Source organism: Cryobacterium sp. M96 (assembly GCF_002929845.1).
Classification (GTDB): domain Bacteria; phylum Actinomycetota; class Actinomycetes; order Actinomycetales; family Microbacteriaceae; genus Cryobacterium; species Cryobacterium sandaracinum.
The window spans coordinates 16,523-35,591 of record NZ_PJJS01000031.1 but is presented as its reverse complement, the minus strand read 5'-3'; the positions used below and the strand labels follow the sequence as shown (position 1 = coordinate 35,591).

General features: G+C 67.8%; 20 protein-coding genes and 1 tRNA gene. 11 read left to right on the top strand and 10 right to left on the bottom strand.

Features of this window, described 5'->3' with window-relative positions; all coding sequences use genetic code 11:
• Positions 1-21: 21 nt before the first annotated feature.
• The 4 genes from galU to CXY79_RS02440 all read left to right on the top strand — a co-directional run bounded on the left by galU (position 22) and on the right by CXY79_RS02440 (position 2,880).
• Entirely contained in the window at positions 22-915 is an 894-nt protein-coding gene (gene galU, locus CXY79_RS02455; protein WP_104099575.1) for a UTP--glucose-1-phosphate uridylyltransferase GalU, read from the top strand.
• 56 nt (positions 916-971) lie between these two features.
• Positions 972-1,631, top strand: coding sequence for a GNAT family N-acetyltransferase (locus CXY79_RS02450; protein ID WP_104099574.1), 660 nt, complete (start codon positions 972-974; stop codon positions 1,629-1,631).
• Between the two features lie 72 nt (positions 1,632-1,703).
• Positions 1,704-2,726, top strand: coding sequence for a hypothetical protein (locus tag CXY79_RS02445; protein WP_104099573.1), 1,023 nt, complete (start codon positions 1,704-1,706; stop codon positions 2,724-2,726).
• Between the two features lie 81 nt (positions 2,727-2,807).
• Positions 2,808-2,880: transfer RNA gene (locus CXY79_RS02440), tRNA-Ala, on the top strand.
• Between the two features lie 191 nt (positions 2,881-3,071).
• Here CXY79_RS02440 and CXY79_RS02435 read toward each other — a convergent pair.
• Both CXY79_RS02435 and CXY79_RS16685 read right to left on the bottom strand, forming a co-directional pair.
• A complete protein-coding gene (locus CXY79_RS02435) occupies positions 3,072-3,989 on the bottom strand; it encodes a metal-dependent hydrolase (protein WP_104099572.1) in 918 nt (305 codons plus the stop codon).
• 79 nt (positions 3,990-4,068) lie between these two features.
• Complete coding sequence (locus CXY79_RS16685) at positions 4,069-4,191, bottom strand: hypothetical protein (protein ID WP_255408599.1); 123 nt, start codon at positions 4,189-4,191, stop codon at positions 4,069-4,071.
• A gap of 186 nt (positions 4,192-4,377) precedes the next feature.
• Here CXY79_RS16685 and CXY79_RS02430 point away from each other — a divergent pair, with 186 nt between their 5' ends.
• On the top strand, positions 4,378-4,623 hold the full coding sequence (locus tag CXY79_RS02430; protein WP_104099571.1) for a hypothetical protein: 246 nt from the start codon (positions 4,378-4,380) through the stop codon (positions 4,621-4,623).
• A gap of 27 nt (positions 4,624-4,650) precedes the next feature.
• On the opposite strand, the gene CXY79_RS02425 is transcribed toward CXY79_RS02430, so the two are convergent.
• Genes CXY79_RS02425 through CXY79_RS02415 form a run of 3 tightly spaced genes read right to left on the bottom strand, consistent with a single transcriptional unit; the run spans position 4,651 to position 8,062 of the window.
• Positions 4,651-5,997: a threonine/serine exporter ThrE family protein gene (locus CXY79_RS02425; protein WP_104099570.1), complete on the bottom strand. Its 1,347-nt coding sequence runs from the start codon at positions 5,995-5,997 to the stop codon at positions 4,651-4,653.
• Complete coding sequence (locus CXY79_RS02420) at positions 5,990-7,156, bottom strand: acyl-CoA dehydrogenase family protein (protein WP_233191164.1); 1,167 nt, start codon at positions 7,154-7,156, stop codon at positions 5,990-5,992. The genes CXY79_RS02425 and CXY79_RS02420 overlap by 8 nt, the downstream gene beginning before the upstream one ends.
• A 9-nt stretch (positions 7,157-7,165) precedes the next feature.
• Positions 7,166-8,062: a DUF4349 domain-containing protein gene (locus CXY79_RS02415; RefSeq protein ID WP_104099568.1), complete on the bottom strand. Its 897-nt coding sequence runs from the start codon at positions 8,060-8,062 to the stop codon at positions 7,166-7,168.
• Positions 8,063-8,199: 137 nt separating this feature from the next.
• On the opposite strand from CXY79_RS02415, the gene CXY79_RS02410 reads away from it, so the two are divergent.
• Both CXY79_RS02410 and CXY79_RS02405 read left to right on the top strand, forming a co-directional pair.
• Positions 8,200-9,147 carry an alpha/beta fold hydrolase gene (locus CXY79_RS02410; protein ID WP_104099567.1) on the top strand — a complete coding sequence of 316 codons (948 nt, stop codon included), beginning with the start codon at positions 8,200-8,202 and terminating at the stop codon, positions 9,145-9,147.
• Positions 9,102-10,097 carry an aldo/keto reductase gene (locus CXY79_RS02405; RefSeq protein ID WP_104099566.1) on the top strand — a complete coding sequence of 332 codons (996 nt, stop codon included), beginning with the start codon at positions 9,102-9,104 and terminating at the stop codon, positions 10,095-10,097. Before CXY79_RS02410 ends, CXY79_RS02405 begins: the two co-directional genes overlap by 46 nt.
• A gap of 275 nt (positions 10,098-10,372) precedes the next feature.
• On the opposite strand, the gene CXY79_RS02400 is transcribed toward CXY79_RS02405, so the two are convergent.
• Both CXY79_RS02400 and CXY79_RS02395 read right to left on the bottom strand, forming a co-directional pair.
• Entirely contained in the window at positions 10,373-11,197 is an 825-nt protein-coding gene (locus tag CXY79_RS02400; RefSeq protein WP_104099565.1) for an aldo/keto reductase, read from the bottom strand.
• Positions 11,198-11,311: 114 nt separating this feature from the next.
• Positions 11,312-12,520 carry an MFS transporter gene (locus tag CXY79_RS02395; RefSeq protein ID WP_104099564.1) on the bottom strand — a complete coding sequence of 403 codons (1,209 nt, stop codon included), beginning with the start codon at positions 12,518-12,520 and terminating at the stop codon, positions 11,312-11,314.
• A 37-nt stretch (positions 12,521-12,557) separates the two neighbouring features.
• Here CXY79_RS02395 and CXY79_RS02390 point away from each other — a divergent pair, with 37 nt between their 5' ends.
• The 4 genes from CXY79_RS02390 to CXY79_RS02375 all read left to right on the top strand — a co-directional run bounded on the left by CXY79_RS02390 (position 12,558) and on the right by CXY79_RS02375 (position 16,351).
• Entirely contained in the window at positions 12,558-13,421 is an 864-nt protein-coding gene (locus CXY79_RS02390) for a sulfurtransferase (protein ID WP_104099563.1), read from the top strand.
• A gap of 195 nt (positions 13,422-13,616) precedes the next feature.
• Positions 13,617-14,516, top strand: coding sequence for an ABC transporter substrate-binding protein (locus CXY79_RS02385; protein ID WP_104099562.1), 900 nt, complete (start codon positions 13,617-13,619; stop codon positions 14,514-14,516).
• 3 nt (positions 14,517-14,519) lie between these two features.
• Positions 14,520-15,554 (top strand): amino acid ABC transporter permease, encoded by a 1,035-nt coding sequence (locus tag CXY79_RS02380; protein ID WP_104099561.1) that lies wholly within the window; start codon positions 14,520-14,522, stop codon positions 15,552-15,554.
• Positions 15,551-16,351 (top strand): amino acid ABC transporter ATP-binding protein, encoded by an 801-nt coding sequence (locus CXY79_RS02375; protein WP_369827922.1) that lies wholly within the window; start codon positions 15,551-15,553, stop codon positions 16,349-16,351. The genes CXY79_RS02380 and CXY79_RS02375 overlap by 4 nt, the downstream gene beginning before the upstream one ends.
• 139 nt (positions 16,352-16,490) lie before the next feature.
• On the opposite strand, the gene CXY79_RS02370 is transcribed toward CXY79_RS02375, so the two are convergent.
• From CXY79_RS02370 to CXY79_RS16335, 3 genes are all read right to left on the bottom strand, one after another.
• Positions 16,491-17,501, bottom strand: coding sequence for an aldo/keto reductase family protein (locus CXY79_RS02370; RefSeq protein WP_104099560.1), 1,011 nt, complete (start codon positions 17,499-17,501; stop codon positions 16,491-16,493).
• Positions 17,502-17,749: 248 nt separating this feature from the next.
• Positions 17,750-18,259, bottom strand: a complete 510-nt coding sequence (locus tag CXY79_RS02365) for an HNH endonuclease signature motif containing protein (protein WP_104099559.1) — start codon at positions 18,257-18,259, stop codon at positions 17,750-17,752.
• A complete protein-coding gene (locus tag CXY79_RS16335) occupies positions 18,256-18,852 on the bottom strand; it encodes a hypothetical protein (protein WP_233191162.1) in 597 nt (198 codons plus the stop codon). Before CXY79_RS16335 ends, CXY79_RS02365 begins: the two co-directional genes overlap by 4 nt.
• Positions 18,853-19,069 lie beyond the last annotated feature (217 nt).

The window sequence follows — 19,069 nt, the reverse complement described above, 5'->3', positions numbered from 1 at the left end:
GATGCCGATATCGTAGGGACCATGGGGACACCAATTACCAAAGCCGTCATTCCTGCTGCAGGACTGGGCACTCGTTTTCTTCCGGCCACCAAGGCCATGCCGAAGGAGATGCTGCCGGTCGTCGACAAACCGGCGATCCAGTACGTGGTGGAGGAGGCCGTGGCCGCGGGCCTGACCGACGTGCTGATGGTCACCGGGCGCAACAAGAACGCGCTGGAAAACCACTTCGACCGCATGACCGAACTCGAGGCGATCCTGAAGAAAAAGGGCGACCACAGCCGACTGGAGAAGGTCAACCACGCCACCGACCTGGCCGACATCCACTACGTCCGCCAGGGTGACCCGCTGGGCCTCGGCCACGCGGTGCTGCGAGCCAAGATGCATGTTGGCAACGAACCGTTCGCGGTGCTGCTCGGTGACGACATCATCGACGCGCGCGACCCGCTGTTGTCGAAGATGCTCGCCGAGCAGAGCACGCGCAATACCAGCATCATTGCCCTGATGGAGGTGGAGCCCTCACAGATCCACCTCTACGGGGCGGCCGCGGTCGAGGCCACCGACGATCCCGACGTGGTGCGGGTCACCGGGCTGGTCGAGAAGCCCAGCACCGAGGATGCCCCGTCGAACCTGGCCATCATCGGCCGCTACGTGCTACGCCCCGAGGTCTTCGAGGTGCTCGAGCGCACCCAGCCGGGCAAGGGTAACGAGATCCAGCTCACCGACGCGCTGCAGGAGATGGCGCTGAACCCGGTCACCAGCGGCGGCGTGTACGGGGTCATTTTCCGTGGCCGCCGCTACGACACCGGCGACCGCCTCGACTACATCAAGGCCATTGTGCAGCTTGCCGTCGACCGCGAGGACCTCGGACCGGACCTGCGGCCCTGGCTGCACGAGTTCGTCGCCACTCTCGACTAAAACACGCGCGGTAGATTAAGGGAACACCATTTCGGCATTGAGTAGACGGGCACACTGTGGCGATCGCAATACCGACGCTTCATGAGGGTCCCGTCACACTGCGACCGATCCGATTGCGCGACGACCGCAACCTCGACCGTTCCCTGATGGAGAACCGGGGCTGGCTGCGCACCTGGGAGGCCACCAGCCCCTATGCGCCGATGTCCTTCGACACCCGCGCCAGCATCCGCAGCCTGCTTGCGCACTCTCGTGCCGGCAGCGGGCTGCCGTTCCTGGTCGAATACCAGGGCGAGCTGGCCGGCCAGCTCAACGTGTCGTCGATCACCTGGGGCTCCCTGTCGTCGGCCACCATCGGCTACTGGGTTGGCGAGGAATTCGCAGGGAAGGCGATCACGCCCACAGCCGTAGCCCTGGCCACCGACTACTGCTTCGGCCAGCTCGGGCTGCACCGCATGGAGATCTGCATCCGACCCGAGAACGTGCCCTCGCTGCGGGTCGTGGAGAAACTCGGCTTCCGCTACGAGGGTCTGCGTCGCCGGTACATTCACATTAACGGCGACTGGCGCGACCATTTTTGCTTCGGGCTGGTGGCCGAAGAGGTGCGCCAGGGCGTGCTGCACCGCTGGCAGTTCGGCCAGGCGCCGGCCGACGCCGCCCGGGTGACGGACGTCGATCGGGCCGCGGCCGCGCATCCGTTGACGGTGAGTGACCGATGAGTGCAAGAATTGCCCGTGACACACCCTCGATAATCATCACCGCATGGCTATGGCCCTCTTACCTTAGAGATTATGAGTAGCGAGATCCTGGGCGGGGGAGTGATGATTGCGGTCGCGGCTGCCCTGTGGGTGACCTACCTCATGCCGACCTGGGCGCGCCGACGCCAGTACCTCACCACCGAGCGCAACGCTGTTCGCTTGCAGCAGACCATGCGCATTCTGGCGGAGACGTCCGAGGTGCCCCAGCAGGTGCGGCTCGAAGCGAATGCCCGAACCGTCCTGACCCAACGCAAGCTGCTGGCCCAGGCCGAAGACGATGCCCGAGCCGAGGCGAAGGCGGTGACGGATGCCGCCGCGTCCGCTCGGCGCTCCGCCGCGGCCCTGGCCGCCACAAACCGCGCCGCTGCCGCCCGAGAGGTCGCTGCCCAGGCTTCCGCAGTGCGTGCCGGCGCAGTGGGCGCCGGGGTCGTGGCCAGATTGCCGGGTCGCGCTCGCGCTCTGCGTCTGCGCCGGGTGCGAGCGCTGACCTCCCTGATCCTGCTCGGGGGCATCCTCTTCTTCGTCTCCGGGGTTCTCGCGGTGGCAGCGGGCGGAGCCTGGACCGCAGTCCTCGCCGGCCTGGCTACGGTCGCGCTCGCTGTCGGGGCGCTGTCGCGCCTCGCCCGCACATCTCGCCGCGCCCACCAGCACGCTGCCGCCGCGAATGGCTCAGAGGTCAGCTACCCCTCCGCCCGTGTCGGGCAGGCCTTCGAGTCCGTGCACCTCGAGGAGACGCCGGTCGTCGCTCCGAGCTGGACGCCGTTGCCGCTGCCTCGGCCGATGCACCTGTCGCGCGGATCCGTCGCCCAGGCGGCGATGGCATCCGTGGATGCCGCCGCCGAGCTGCGGAAGGTAGCCGCAGAGGCGGAACTCGCCCGCCGGGCCGCGGCCCTCGAGGTGGCCGTCACCCCGCTCACGCGTGCGGCGCCCGGTCGCGAGAATGCTCCGGCCGTGCCCGCAGCGAGCCGGTTCGCGTCGATGGGGGTCGTCGGAGACACCGCTCCCGGCATGAGCGACCTCGACGACGTGCTGCGCCGTCGCCGCGCCGTCGGCTGACCGAACCCGGGCACATTCGGGCTCTAGCGGGCGGTTCGGCGAAACTCGGTCGCCGCGCGTGATATTCTGCATAAGCGGTTAGGGGCTATGGCGCAGTTGGTAGCGCGTCTCGTTCGCAATGAGAAGGTCAGGAGTTCGAATCTCCTTAGCTCCACCGAGATAGTGACAATCGTCAGTCGCAGGCCCCTGGGAAACCGGGGGCCTGCTTCTTTCTGTCTTCGTCTTCAGGCCGACGAGCCATTCCGTCGCCGAACTCGGAGATTTCGGTTCATGCGGCGTGGTGCGCCGGGGTGAACAGCGTGTCGCAAAAATCTCCGAAATGGGAGTTTCTGATCCAAGCCGAGTTCACGTGCCGACCTGCGCCGGCCTCAGCCGCCGAGCGCCGAGCGCCGATCGGCCGACGAACGTCTCCATGGTGAGCACGGTCGTGCCCTCCACGTCGGTTGTGGACAGCGCCACGCGCACAGCACCGAGCTCGGCCAGGGAGGAAACGTGGGTGCCGCCGCAGGGGATGCGCACGTCGTGTGCCGGCAGCTCACAGACCCAGTACCGGCGGTCGGTCAGCAGTGGGCCGTCCCGGTCGATGCGCACGCTCGCGTCCGTAGCCACCCACCCGGCGAGAGAGGTGTTCAGCATCGATTCGATCTCGGCCAGTTGGTCGGCCAGTTCCTCCGTGACGAAGCCCTTGCGGCGCAGGGATTTGCCGAGCCGGTAGGTGTCCACGGATTCGTTCTCGCCGATGAGGGACACGTCGATCGCGGTGCCGTCGAAGTCGGGGCTGCCGAGAGCGTCGGTGCGCACGTCCTTCTTCCACCGGTTTGCGAGAGCCAGGTTGAGGGCGAGGGAGGCGAGGTGGCACGCGGTGTGGCCCGCGGACATCCGTCGCCGGTAGCCGGTGTCAACGACGGCGTCGACCGGCTGCCCCTCGATCAGGGCGGCATGGGGCTGCACGATGTGGGCCACGACGAACGCCCAGCCGGGCGTTCCCTTCGGCACCGGGATGTCCCGGCCGAGATGCAGCGCCGACCCGTCCGTTGCTCCGACGACGCAGTCCAGCACCGGCAGCTCGATTCCCTGGGCGCGCAGCACGGCCCGGTCGGGACCCTGGTCGGGCCAACCCGCGTCAACCGGGTGCACGGGGGTGGTGTCGAGGAGCACGGCGAGCAGTCCGGTCGGGAGCGGCTCGACGTGCAGCACCGTCGCGGTGCTCTCGGTCTGCCCGGCCGGGTAGCTCACTTGGGTGTCCATGGTGGGAAGGGTCATCGGCAGGTCCTTTCGGAACATAAAAGGGTGTTGCCGCGGCTAGCGCGGCAACACCCTGAGTTTAATCGTGGAGCAGGCGCTAGGCCTTGCGCGCCTTCTCGGTCGTCTCGTTCGCCTTGGCATGCTTGTCGGCACGCTTCTCCTTCAAGGACTTGCCGGCAACCTTTTTGGATGCGTCCTTCTTGGGTGATTTGTCAGCCATGTGTACTCCTTCGAACCGAGCCCCAGCGGCACCGTGACTTCGACCCTACGCGGGTTGCCGCGAAACGGCACCTTCCCGCTCGCACCGGCACCCGGGCCTGTGCAACTTGCGCGCCCGGCCGTAGGCTGAGACCGACGCGCCCCGCCAGAGAGGCAGACGTCTCCACCCGGAGAAAGGGATCCAAATATGAGCGACACGACCACCTACGAGGCCATTTTCTACGGACCCAACGTGATCGCCGCCGGCACGCCCCGGAAACTCGAGTACGTGAACGGCGAGTACCAGCAGGAGGTCGTGCTCGAGGAGACGGAAGACGGCTCAACCGTGCGCCGCAGTTTCCGGATCGGCCACGAAACCGAGGAACCGATCCCTTACCGCTTCGTTGAGGAGGATACCGAAGACCCGCAGGGCGAAGCGGATATTCCCAACTAGCCGGAACCGCTTGATTCGTCCACCGGGTCAGATCCGGGTGCCGGGGCCGCGGCCGAGCCGAACGGGCAAAGCCATCAGCGGCCCCACGAAGCGGCGCTGCAGCCTGCGCGCCGGACCCCAGACGAACTGCACCACGTACTGGGCGAGGATGGCGCCCGCCGCCAGCGCGGCGGCCACGGCACCTGCGGTCAGCATGCTGAGCAGGCCGTCGATGTTGCCGTCGGACAGCTGCAGCAGGCCGCGGAACAGGATCAGCCCCGGAACGAGGGGGACGAGCGCGGAAACGACGATCACCAGCGGGGGAGTGCGCACGATCCGGGCCGCGATCGCGGCCAGCAGACCGACACCCATTGCGCTGAGAGCCGACGACCAGACCAGGCCGAAGCCGGCGCTCGCCCCACCCAGATAGAGCAGCTCGGCGACGGCGCCGAGCAGGCAGACCACCCAGAACGCCCGCCACGGCACCTGCACGGCGAGGCCGAAACCGGCGACGATGACCATGGCGGCGGCGAGCATCACGGGCAAGTCGGCCAGAGTCGGCGTGAGGTTGGCATCGACGCGCAATTGGAACCCGAAGCGGGCCACCAGCAGTGACGCCCCGGCCACGCCGGTGACCAGGCCGCCCGTGATCAACAGGGCCTCCATCATTCGTGCCGTGCCGGTCAGGTAGAAGCCCGACAGTGTGTCGTGGACCGCGCCGAAGGTGGTGACGCCGGCCAGGAGCATGATGATGGTCGCGATGACGACCAGGGACGGATTCGCCGAGGTGTCGATGAGTGCGACGATCGCGGCGACAATCGGCCCGATCGCCCCGCCCACCACGTTTTGGTAGAAGACGGGAACCTGCCGGCGGTCGAGCGAGGTCGTGATCAGGTCGATGAAGAAGGTGGCGACGAAGGCGGCGACGCAGACGACCAGGCCGCCGCCGATGAGCACGGCGGCCCCGGCTCCGACGAGGCTCCAGCCCAGCCGGCGGTACAGGGCCGGTACCTGCGGCTTGGCGCTGACAATGGTGGCCAGACGTTTGCGGGCATCGGCGACATCCGGCGGCGAGTCGAGGATCTCGGCGATCAGCTCGGAGGTGGCCGCGAGCTTGCTGTAGTTGAGCGAACGGTACTTGACGTTGCGGCTCCGGGTGATGGACTCGTGCGTGGCCGGGTCCTCGTGGGTGAGCGCGATGATCGTGTGCGTGACGTTGGCCTCGGTTCCCCTCAGCCCGTAGGCGCGGGTGATGGCTTCCATGGCGGCCGTGGCGTCTTCGGCTCCGGCGCCAGCCGCGAAGATGACCTCCGCGAGCCGCATGGTGAGGTCGAGGACCGAGCGGGTGTAGGCGGCGCTGTCGAAGACGTTGATCGCGCGGGTGACATCAGACATCGAGCGGACCCAGCCAGGCGGCAGCCACGGTGGCGTGCGCCGATTCGGCGTCGGACGGGTGGAAGAGCCCGGCAAGAACGTCGCGGTACAGTCGCCCGAGCTCGTTCCCGGCAAAGTACGACGAGCCGCCGCTGACCCGCAGCGCCTGGTCGACGACCAGGCGCGCGGTCTCGGTGGCGCGATACTTCAGGCCCGACAGGAGCGGGAACCACCGCGGGCCGTGGTCGGCCTGAGTGGCGAGATCGTGGGCGAGGGCGTCGAGCTGGGGGTACAGGCCATCCATCATCATCGCGGCCTCCGCGACGCGCCAACGGATGTCCGGGTCCTGCGCCAGGGTTCGGCCGTCGTGCTTGAGCGACGTGCGCCGCTTCGCCGCCAGCACGGCCAGCTCGACCGCGCGCCGGCCGATGCCGGTGTACACGGCCGCCAGCAGGATCTCGAAATTGGCGAAGATCGCAAAGATCAGCGGGTCAGGGTTCGGCCCGGGATCCAGCCGCCGGAAGACCTGCTCCGGGCGGGCGGATGCGCCGGTGAGCACCGTGCTGCGGCTCTGGCTGGCTCGCATGCCCAGGGTGTCCCAGTCATTCTTCTGACTGACGCCCGGGTCGCCCCGATCGATGAACGCCCAGACGATTTTCGGGCCGTCAACGGAGTCCCGGTCGATCCCCATGGTGCCGAGCCGGGTCCAGGCCGGGGAGAGCGTGGTGAAAATCTTGGTGCCGGTGAATCGGTAGCCGCCGTCTGGCTGTGGGGTGGCCGTCGTGATCGAATCGGAGAGCACGAGGTCGTTGCCCGGCTCGCTCACGCCGAAGCCGAAGATCTCGCCCGCGGCGGCGCCGTGCAGCACGCAAGCGAGGCTGTCGTCGCCGCGCTGATGCAGGGTGAGAGCCACGCCCGTCCAGACGAGGTGCATGTTGACGGCGAGGGCCGTGGCCGGGGCGTGGGCGGCGAGCCGGATCTGGTCGTCGGCGACCTGCTGCACGCTGCGCCCGAGGCCACCATGGGAGACAGGCACGAGCGAGCGGAGGTAACCGCAGGCGATCAGGTCGGCCAGATCGTCGGCGGGGAACGTATTGTCCCGGTCATGCTTCGCGGCACGAGAACGGATGCGTTCGAGCAGCTCGTCACCGAGCGGGGAGAGTTCGGTAGACGTGTACACCAAATAAGTTTACGCAGGCGTGCGCCGCTTGCGTGCCAACCGGATCACCAGGTAGACGATTGCTGCGACCAGGCCGAGAGCGAGCAGCCAGGGCAGCGCGAAGCCGATGGCCACGATCGCGGTACCGAGGGCTGTCAGGAGGGCGTTCCAGCCGGCCGCGATGGCATCCCAGAAGTCGTCCGGGGTGCCGGGATCCACTGTGCCGGTCGAGTACAGGTCGAGCGTGATGGTCGAGAAATCAACCTGGTCGGACAGGTAGTCCCGCTGCGCCTGCAACCCCTCGAGCTCGCTCTGCCGCTCGGCCAGCGCGTTCTCGACGGCGATCAGGTCGGTCGTGTTCGTGGCGCTCGTCATCAGGGCGAGTAACCGGTCGACCGAGGTCTGCAGCGAGGTGATCCGGGCATCGAGGTCCTGGGTCTGCTGGGTGATGTCCGAGGCATTGAGTGACACGAAGTTGACGGTGCCGAGCTGCTTCAGCTCCGCCAGCGTGCGGTCGAGCTCATCCGAGGGGATGCGCAGGGTGAGGTTCGCGCTCGCCGGCTGGTTGCCGGTGGCGGGGTTCTCGGTGCGGCTGTCGATCCGACCGCCGGCCTGCTCGGTGATGGTGACGGCATCCTGCACGGATGCGATCGGGTCCTTCACGGTGATCGACACCATCCCGGTGGTGATCACGTCGCGCTGGCTGGAGGCGATCTCGCCCGTGCTGCCGTCCGGGAAGGTGCGCGAGTCGAGAGACTCGCCGGGTTCGGCGCCGGGTGTGACGGTCCCCGGATTGACGACGCCCGGTTCGGCGAGGCCCGGGGACGTGGCGGGGCCGCCGGAGTCGGTGGAAGCGCCGGGCACGGAGCATCCGGCCAGCAGCAGTGCACTCAGGAGTACCGCGGCGATCGCGGGCAAACGCTTCATGGCCCCACTGTACGACCGCTGTCGCCGGCTCTGGATCACAATCGAGTCTCGGCATGCGGCGCGCGCTTCGCGTGCATGCGCCGCCTACACCGGTCGCTGAATGGATCGGGGACGCCGTTCACGGCGATACTGGAACCATGACCTGGTGGGCGACCCTCTGCGAACGGCTCGGCTGGACACGCCCGCCGCTGCTGCACATCGCAATCGATGAGGGAACCGGTCCGGTCGTGATTCTCGTGCACGGCATCGCCTCCTCCTCGGAAACGTTCCGGGAACTGGTGCCACTGCTTGTGCCCAGGCACCGGGTCATCGCCGTCGACATCCTGGGTTTCGGCGAATCGCCGATCCCCGAAGGGTGCGAGTATCGGCTCGAGGACCACGTCGAGGCCCTGGCCACCACGATCCGGTCGCTGAAGCTCCGCGAGCCGTTCATCCTGGTGGGCCACTCCCTCGGCAGCCTGATCGCGGCCCGGCTGGCGGCGATGCCCCGCACCCGCGCGTCCCGTCGAACCCAGGTGTCCCGGGTGGTGCTCGTGGGGCCGCCGGTCTATCTGTCGCCGACCGACATCGGTGAACGCTGGGTGCGGGCCCGGGTGAACGCCTACCTGCGCGCCTACGATTTCCTGCGGCTGAACAAGGAGTTCACTCTCGCGAACGCGGCCATCATCGCACGGCTGCTGCCGAAGGGCATCTTCGAGCTGACGGAGCGCAACTGGACCCCGTTCGTGAAATCGCTGGAGCACTGCATCGAATCGCAGACCGTGGTCAGCGACATCGCGGCCGTGCGAGTGCCGGTCGACGTGGTCTACGGTGTGCTGGACGCCTTCATCGCGGCCGGCTCCATGACGGTGATCGAACGGATGCGCCACGTCACCATGCACCGCGTCGAAGCGAACGACCATCTCATCCGGCCGCGGCTCGCCCGGGCACTGGCCCGGGTCATCGACGCGGACGACAGGGCCGGGGCCGGGGCCTTGTCCGCGGCTGCTGCCTCGTCGGTCACTGCTTCCACTTTGACTTCCGTGGCTAGGCTGGAGACATGGACACACGAACCCTCGGAAAAACCGGCCGAATCGTCTCCGTGATCGGGTTGGGCACCTGGCAGCTGGGAGCGGACTGGGGTGACGTGTCGGAGGCCGACGCGACCGCGGTGCTCGCGGCATCCGTCGACGCCGGCGTCACCTTCTTCGACACCGCCGACGTCTACGGTGACGGCCGCAGCGAGCAGATCATCGGTCGATTCCTGGCCGGCAGCGCCGCCGCAGCCGGCATCACCGTGGCCACCAAGATGGGCCGACGGGTCGACCAGCTGGCCGAGAACTATACGCTCGCCAACTTCCGGGCCTGGACCGACCGGTCCCGCACGAACCTCGGCATGGACACCCTGCACCTCGTGCAGCTGCACTGCCCGCCGAGCGACGTGATCGAATCCGACGAGGTCTACGACGCGCTCGACACACTCGTCGCCGAGGGAGCCATCGCCGGCTACGGGGTGAGCGTCGAGACCTGCGACCAGGCTCTCGCAGCCATCGAACGGCCCGGCCTGGCCAGCGTGCAGATCATCCTGAATGCGTTCAGGCTGAAGCCGCTCGAGGCCGTCGTGCCGGCCGCGCGCGCCGCCGGTGTGGGCATCATCGCCCGCGTTCCGTTGGCGAGCGGCCTGCTGACCGGAAAGTACACCCGGGAGACAACCTTCGCGGCGAACGACCACCGCAACTACAACCGCGACGGCAGCGCCTTCGACGTCGGCGAGACCTTCTCCGGTGTGGACTATGAGACCGGCCTGGCAGCCGCCGCGGAGTTCGCGGCGCTCGTGGGCTCCCTGACCGAGGAGCTCACGCCCGCGCAGGCCGCGCTGGCCTGGGTGGCCCAGATTGACGGCATCAGCTCGGTCATCCCCGGGGCCCGATCGGTGCAGCAGGCTCGCGGCAACGCCGCTGCCGGTTCGGTCGCCCCGCTCAGCCTCGGGCTCAACGAGGGCGTGCAGGATATCTACGACCGGATGCTGCGCGAGCAGATCCACCGCCGCTGGTAGCACCTGTCCGGTCGGGAGTGCCCGCTCCGCGGGTCGCTCTCGACCGGAACGGGGACTCTCGCGTGGACCTGTGGGGGCGGCATTGTCGCAAGGCACTGCGGCTCCGGCGAACCAATTCGACGGAGATTTTTGGGTTGAAGCCGGTTTCCGGCTTGTTTGGGCGGGATTCGGTCGAAATCTCCGTCGAATTCGTCAGGCGTGCGGAGAGGGGCGCGGGAGAGTGGCGCGGGGCCCTCAGCGCGACCCGCGGGCACCGATCCGGGTCGAGCCGAGATTCAGTCCAGGTCGTCGGGATCTCTGCCGGTGCGCTGGCCGGCGTCGATGGCGGCGATGGCGGCATGGTCGCCGGCGTTGAGTGTGAAGTCGAAGACGTCGAAGTTTTCCCGGATGCGCACCGGTGTCACCGACTTCGGAATCACCACATTGCCCAGCTCGAGGTGCCAGCGGATGACCACCTGTGCGGCCGTCTTGCCGTGCCGGGCGCCGATGGCGTCGAGGGTCTCGTTGCCGATCGCGCGGCCGCGGGCCAACGGCGACCAGGCCTCGGTGAGGATGCCGTGGGCCGCGTCGTACTCGCGCACGGTGGACTGCTGCAGCCACGGGTGCAGCTCCACCTGGTTGAGGACCGGAACGACATCCGTTTCGGCCAGCAGACGGTCCAGGTGGTGCGGCTGGAAATTGGACACCCCGATCGACCGGGCGCGACCTGAGGCGCGCAGCGTCTCGAGGGCGCGCCAGGTATCGACGAAGAGGTCCTGGCGGGGTGCGGGCCAGTGGATCAGAAAGAGGTCGACGTAGTCGAAGCCGAGTTTGCCGAGGCTCACGTCGAAGGCGCGCAGGGTCTTGTCGTAGCCGTGCTGGTCGTTCCAGACCTTCGTGGTGACGAACACGTCCTCACGGGGCAGGCCGGAGCGGGCGATACCCTGGCCGACGCCGGTCTCGTTGTCGTAGAGCGCCGCGGTGTCGATGTGGCGGTAACCGGCCTCCAGGGCGACCCGCACAGCGTCGGCCGCCGAGGCATCCGCGATCTTGTACACGCCGAGCCCGAGCTGGGGGATACCGTGTCCGTCATGCAGGGGAAGTAACGGTGAGAGCGTCATTCCCCCATCTAACCTCGTCCTACTGCGCCGAGGCGTGAAACGACACGATTGAGGGGTGCGCGGGACGCTCAACCCCGCAATTGTGTCGGTTCACCGCGCGATGAGCGGAGGCGGCTAGGAGACCTGCACCTGGATCGGTGCGGTGTCGGGGAGCGGGCTCGCATCGCGACCGCGCAGGTCGGGGTGCCAGCGCCGGCCGAGCGCGGGGATGATCGTGCCGAGCCCCGCGAAGCCGGCCGCGACCAGGATGGCCGCCGTGGCGCCGCTCTGGTCGATCATGAAACCGGCGATGGCGGAACCCAGGGCGGCGCCCATCAGCTGGCCGGTGCCCACCCAGCCGTAGGCCTCCGCGGTGTCACTGAACTTGACGCTCGCGGACACGATGCCGAACAGAACGGCAAAGGCCGGCGCGATTCCGATTCCCGCCAGCAGCAGGGTGGCGGCCAGCCACCAGAAGCTGAGCCCGAGGGTGGCGAGCCCGAGGCCGACGGTGACGATGAGCATCCGTGCGGCCAACGCCCAAGGGCCGATCGGGGCGTGGCCGAGGGCGAGCCCGCCGATCAGCGAGCCGAGAGCGAAGATGCCGAGCACCCAGCCCGAGTCCGCGCTGCCGTGCCCGAACGCGGCCACCACACCCGCCTCGACCGAGGCGCAGGCGGCTACCAGCATGAAGCCGACGATGGTGCTGAGCATGACCGCCGGGCGTTTGAGAACGACGCCGAGTTTGCGGCGGCTACGGGGGATGCGCACCCGGCCGACCTCGGGCAGCACCAGAAACCAGACGCCGCCGCCGATGAGGAAGATGGCGGCGAGCAGGATGCCGGCGACCGGGCTGACCTGGATGGCCACGAACGTGGCAATCACCGGGCCCAGCACCCAGATGATCTCCTGGGCCGACGCGTCGAGCGAGAACAGCGGCGTGAGCTGGCGGGAGTTGACGATCTTCGGGTAGATGGTGCGCACGGCCGGCTGAATCGGCGGTGTGGACAACCCGGCGATGAGCCCCACGGCCATCAGAACATAAATGGGCATGCTGACCAGAGCCATTGTCACGATGGAGGTCGCGCAGACGACGAGGGTGGCCGTGATCACCGGACGCATGCCCCAGCGGCCCATCAGTCGGCTGGTGAGCGGCCCGGCGACGGCCTGGCCGATGCTCATGGCACCCAGCACGAGGCCGGCGGCGCCATAGGAGTCGAAGACCTGCTCGATGTGGATCAGGAACGCGAGCGACAGCATCCCAAAGGGGAACCGAGCTGTCAGTTGTGCGGCGATGACGCGAGCAACGCCCGGAGTCTTCAAAAGGGTCCAGTAGCTGCTCACCTACTCAAGTCTACGTCCGCCGAGGTAGCGTGAGCGCGTGCGAATACTGATCACGGCCGACGAATTGGCAGCCATGCTTGAGTCCCAAAGCGACGTTCGGGTGCTGGACGTGCGCTGGAAGCTGGGTGGCCCTCCCGGGCCGGACGAATACCGGGCCGGCCACATCCCCGGCGCCGTGTACGTCGACCTGGAGACCGAGTTGGCCCGGCCCGGCGAACCGGCCGACGGGCGGCATCCGTTGCCCACCCGTGCGACGCTGCAGGCAGCCGCGCGCCGCTGGGGGCTTCGTGACGGCGACACGGTCGTGGTCTACGACGACCTGGGCGGGGTGTCGGCAGCCCGTGCCTGGTGGCTGCTGCGTCACGCCGGGGTGCGCGACGTGCTGCTTCTCGACGGGGCGCTCGCCGCCTGGCGCGCCGCCGGCTTGCCGCTCGCGGTCGGCGAGCTGGCCACAACAGAGCTGAGCGCGGAAACGGTCCGTCCGGGCACGATCACCCTCTCCGACGGGGTGCTCCCTGTGCTCGACACGGATGCCGCCGCCGCGCTCGCGCAGACCGGCGCGCTCCTCGACGCCCGCGCTGCGGAGCGCTACCGCGGTGACACGGAGCCGATCGATCCTCGTGCCGGCCACATCCCCGGCGCGATCAGCGCGCCCACGGCCGACAACCTCACCCTCGACGGGCGCTTCCTCCCGGCCGCCGAACTGCGCGCCCGGTTCGAGGCGCTCGGAGTCACGGCGGGCGGCACGGTGGGCGTCTACTGCGGCTCCGGCGTCACCGCCGCGCACGAGGCGGCCGCTCTGGCCATCGCCGGGTTCTCACCGGCGCTCTACCCCGGCTCGTGGTCGCAGTGGTCCAACCTGCCGGGCCGCCCGGTCGCGACGGGCGACCCGCGGGCGTGAAATCCGCGCGAAACACGCTTCCGGTCATACTGAGACACGGGGAAGCCCGTCCACGCTCAGTAGGGCTGGCCCAAAACGTTATCTGCGCACGGAATCCGCGTGAGCGTGCTGTTATATGCTCGCTTTTGTCGAATTCCGTTAACGGACCTCAAAGACGAACCAGACACATCCGACAACCACGAAAAAGGTTACGCAATGCGCGCTCAATACCTGCTCCCGGCTCTCGCCGCCGTCACGGCACTCCTACTCACCGGCTGCGTGGACAACTCCACGGACACCACGGGCGGAGCGACGGCCGCCTCCTCCGCCAGTGAGATCGCCGTGGACGACGCCGCCGCCGCGATGCTTCCCGCCGAGGTCGCCGACTCCGGCACGCTCGTCATCGGGACCGACCCGACCTACGCTCCCAACGAGTTCAAGAACGAAGCCGGTGAGCCGATCGGCTGGGGCATCGTGATCGCTGAGGCCGTCGCAGCCAAGCTCGGCTTGGAGCCGGAATTCCAGGTCGCGAAATTCGACAACATCATTCCGAGCGTGACGGGCGGCAAGGCCGATATCGGCGTGTCCTCCTTCACCGACAACGTCGAGCGGGAGAAGCAGGTCGACTTCGTCAACTATTTCGTCGCCGGCATCCAGTGGGCCTCGGCCGTCGGCAACGACGTCGATCCGGACAACGCCTGCGGGCTGAAGGTCGCCGTGCAGGCCACCACGTATGAGGACACCGACGAAGTGCCGGCCAAGAGTGACGCCTGCGTCGCGGCCGGCAAGCCGGCGATCGACAAGCTGAAGTACGACACCCAGGACCAGGCCACCAACGCGGTCGTGCTGGGCCAGGCCGACGCGCTCAGCGCCGACTCGCCCGTCACTCTCTACGCGATCGCCCAGACCGAGGGCAAGCTGCAGCCGGCCGGAGAGACCTTCGATGTGGCGCCGTATGGCATCGTGGTCGCCAAGGACTCCGAGCTGACCAAGGCCGTGCAGGCTGCGCTGCAGTCCATGGTCGACGACGGCACCTACGGTGACATCCTCGACGAGTGGGGCGTCGCGGATGGTGCGATCGAGACGATCACGATCAACGCCGCGTCGAACGGATAACGTATGAGCATCACAACTCCACCGAAGGCGGGCGGGGCAACCCGCCCGCCCGGGGAACCGGCCCCATCGGTGCCGATCAAGGCCATCAAGCTGCGGCATCCGTGGAGGATGGTGTTCGCCATTCTGCTCGTGGTGGTCTTCGTCTCCATCGTCGTCGACGCCGCGCTCCGGCCGGCCTACGACTGGCCCGCCGTCGGCAAGTACCTCTTCGACCGCCGCATCTCGCAGGCGGCCGTCGTGACCCTGCAGCTGACCGTGTACTCCATGGTCATCGCGATCGTCCTCGGGGTGATCCTGGCCGTCATGCGGCTCTCGCCCAACCCCGTGGTGAAGAGCCTGGCCTGGTTCTACCTGTGGATCTTCCGTGGCACCCCGGTCTACGTGCAGCTGACGATCTGGGGTCTGATCTCGCTGATCTACTCGAGCATCGACATCGGCATCCCGTTCATGGACCCGTGGGTGTCCTTCTCGACCAACGCGGCACTGAGCACGTTCACCATCGCCATCATCGGGCTGGCCCTGAACGAAGCGGCCTACATGGCTGAAATCGTGCGCGCCGGCCTCCTGGCCGTGGACAGCGGCCAGGAGGAGGCTGCGACGGCGCTCGGAATGAGCTGGTCGCAGACCATGACGCGGGTGATCCTGCCGCAATCGATGCGCGTGATCATCCCGCCGACGGGCAACGAGGTCATTTCGATGCTGAAGACCACGTCGCTCGTCACCGCCGTGCCGTTCAGCTTCGAGCTGTTCACCCGGTCGCGGGATATTTCCGCGGAGACGTTCAACCCGATCCCGCTTTTGATCGTGGCCTCGATCTGGTACCTGTTCTTCACGTCCATCCTGATGGTCGGCCAGTACTTCCTCGAAAAGCGGTTCGCCCGCGGCGTGGGCGACCGGCAGCCGGATCGCAAGGATGCCGTCGGCACCGGAACGGGAACCCTCACCGGGGTCGTCCCCGTCATCGGTTCCGGGCAGCCGTCGGTGATCGCACCGCCGCGCGAGAACGATCCACCAGCCAACCCCGGAGGCGTGAAATGACCGACGTGAACACGCAGGCCGGGGCATCCGTCACGATTCCTCCCATGGTTCTGGCCGAGCAGGTATCGAAGAGCTTCGGCTCGAACGAGGTGCTCAAGAGCATCTCCCTCGAGGTGAAGCGTGGCGAGGTGATGTGCCTGGTCGGGCCCAGTGGGTCGGGTAAGTCCACGTTCCTGCGCTGCATCAACCACCTCGAGGTGCTTTCCGCCGGTCGGCTCAGCGTCGACGGCGAGCTGATCGGCTACCGGGAGACCAACGGCAAGCTCTACGAGATGGCACCCAAGGAAGCGTCCCGTCAGCGACGGGACATCGGCATGGTGTTCCAGCGGTTCAACCTGTTTCCGCACATGACGGCGCTAGAGAACGTGATGGAGGCGCCGATCCGGGTGAAGGGGCTGCCGAAGGCCCAGGTGGAGCGGAGCGCTCTCGATCTGCTGGCCAGGGTGGGTCTGGCCGAACGTGCCGACTACTACCCGGCGCACCTGTCGGGTGGGCAGCAGCAGCGGGTGGCGATCGCCCGCGCACTCGCGATGGAACCCAAGCTCATGCTCTTCGACGAGCCGACCAGCGCGCTCGACCCTGAGCTCGTCGGCGAGGTACTCGACGTGATGAAGGGTCTGGCCAAATCGGGCATGACCATGATCGTGGTCACCCACGAGATGGGCTTCGCCAAGGAGGTCGCCGACTCGCTCGTCTTCATGGACGGCGGTGTGGTCGTCGAAGCGGGCGACCCGGACGAGATCCTGACGAACCCGCAGCACCGCCGCACGCAGGCGTTCCTGTCGAAGGTGCTTTAGAAATGGTGCTCTAGAAATGTTGCTCTAGGAAAACCGCAGCCACCGTTGCCGTTTGTGCCGAGAGTACCCGCCGTTGCGGCGACTCTCGGCACAAACGGCGACTCTCGTTCGGGCCGAGCAGTGTGACGCCGAGCCTGCCCTACGCCGGGCGGCTCTGCGGTGCGGTAGCCGCGGTCATCGCGGAATCGTGCTCCACGACGTCGCCGAGTACCTCGTCGATCTGCCTCATGCTCTCGGCCGGGATCTTCACTCCCGCGGCCTCGACGTTCTCGCGCACCTGCTCGGGGCGGGAAGCTCCGACGAGGGCTGCTGAGACGTTGTCGTTCTGCAACACCCAGGCCACGGCCAGTTGCGCCATCGACAGGTTGAGGTCGGCGGCGATCGGCTCAAGCTTCTGCACCCGGGTGAGCACGTCGTCGTTCATGAAGCGGCTGATCATGTCGGCGCCGCCCTTGAGGTCGGTGGCGCGCGAGCCGGCCGGCGGGGCCTGGCCTGCCTTGTACTTGCCGGTGAGCACACCCTGGGCCACGGGGGACCAGACGATCTGGCCGACGCCGAGCTCGCGCGAAGTCGGCACGACCTCGTCTTCGATGACGCGCCACAGCATCGAGTACTGCGGCTGGCTCGAGATCAGGCTGAAGCCCAACTCCTGGGAGAGGGCGTGGCCGGCTCGCAGCTGCGCGGCGGTCCACTCGCTGACGCCGATGTAGAGCGCCTTGCCCTGCCGAACGATGTCGGCGAAGGCCTGCATCGTCTCCTCCAGTGGGGTCTCGGTGTCGAAGCGGTGGGCCTGGTAAAGGTCGACGTAATCGGTCTGCAGTCGGGTCAGAGAACCGTTGATCGACTCCATGATGTGCTTGCGGGACAGCCCGACGTCGTTGTGGCCGCGCGGGCCGGTCGGCCAATAGACCTTGGTGAAGATCTCGAGGCTTTCGCGGCGGTGGCCCTTGAGGGCGTCGCCGAGAACGGACTCCGCCTTCGTGTTGGCGTAGACGTCGGCGGTGTCGAAGCTGGTGATCCCCACGTCGAGCGCGGCATGCACGCACTGCGTGGCGATGTCGTTCTCGACCTGCGAACCGTGGGTGAGCCAGTTGCCGTAGGTGATTTCGGAGATTTTCAGGCCTGATGAACCGAGATAGCGGAATTCCATGCCTACAGCCTAAGCGGAGCGGTCCCACTGTCGCTGGGTGAAAAAGCGAACGCATGTCGAGCCTGTCGAGCATGTCGAGACCAGGGGCCAGGGACCCCCTATCCGTTTTCCCGTTCGGCCGCGTCCGTCATTCGGGGGCGGGACTTGGTCTCGTTCCGCCATTTGCGGGCCCCGGTCTCCAGCCAGGGTGGTGCCATGATCTGCACGGCGCCGCGGACCATCCGGATTGCCCAGCCGGAGGCGGCGAGTTAGCGGTGATGCCACCAGCACAGACAGACGCTGTTGTCGGTGTGCGTCGGTCCGCCCTCGGAGTGCGGGATCACGTGGTGGATCTCGGTCATCCCGGCCGGGATTTTGCAGCCTGGGATGATGCAGGTGCCGTCGCGGAGCTGAATCGCCCGGCGTTGCGCGGCGGTGAAGCACCGTTCGGGTGAGCCGAGGGCGATGATGCGTCCCTCGTCGGTGATGACGACTTTCTGCTGACCGCCGTTGCTGATCAGGTCCGTGACGGCGCTGATCGAGATCGGGGTTTCGACGCCGTCGATCCAGCCGACGCCGCGGCCCTGACCGAAGTCCGCGTTCAGGTCCTGTTCCCGCACACTGACCAGAACCGTGGCCGGGGCGCCGCCGATGGTCGGGGCCTCCCCGGCCCGGGAGACGACGTCGAGGATCACGGCGAGCACGTCGTGGCGCCGCTGGTCGGGACCCGTCGGGCGCGAGCACGGCCCTCCAGACCGCACCCTGCAACCGGATCTCATCCGCCGACGCCGGCACCGGGGTCTCGGAGCTGGTGCCGGTGGCCGAGGCGACCAGCTCGCTCTCGGCTGCCTGCACCAAGTCCAGGTCGGTGCACCGCAGCGTCGGCGTCAACGCGGTGAGAATCGCGTCGGCCGTGTCGACGCCGATCGCCCCGGCGGCCAGGCCGATGGCCGTGGCGGGGAAGGTGGGCGGCAGCGGTTCGCCACCCCGGGGAGCGGCCGGTGCGCAGCTGCGTGCCCAACCGCGTCCGTCGCCCCGCGGTCGGCCCGGAGACGAGCGTCAGGCGCTCGAGTAGTTCTCCGGCGGTGCGGCAGCCCAGCTTCGCCGAGAGCTGCCCGGTGCCGAGCTCGGGCCGGGACCGGTCGGCGACCTCCGCCGCGGCCGCCACCCGCAGCGCGTCGACCCGCCGGCCGAGGACCTCGACCGCCGTGGTCACCTGCAGGAGGCCGTCGTCGTCCAGACCGCGCACCGCCAAGCACCGCAGGGATTCCCCGAGCCCCGCCGCGAGAGCATGCAGCCCCGCGACCGCCCGAGCCGCCGCGGACAGGCCGTGCGCGGCATTCGCTTCGGGCTGTTCCAGGAGGTTGATCACCAACCCGAGTTTATCTCATTGTGAACAAATAAACCATGTTAGCCTAGAAAAAACTAAGGATTTATCGTAGTTATATACGCCTTCCAAGGGAGCCCCGCCAGGAGCCCCGCCAGGAGCCCCGCCAGGAGCCCAGCCCGGACCCGTATCGATGAGGGATCGTTTGGAGGACCACCTCAACGCTGACTTCAAGCAGGTGGGCTACCGATGATCCAGCGCA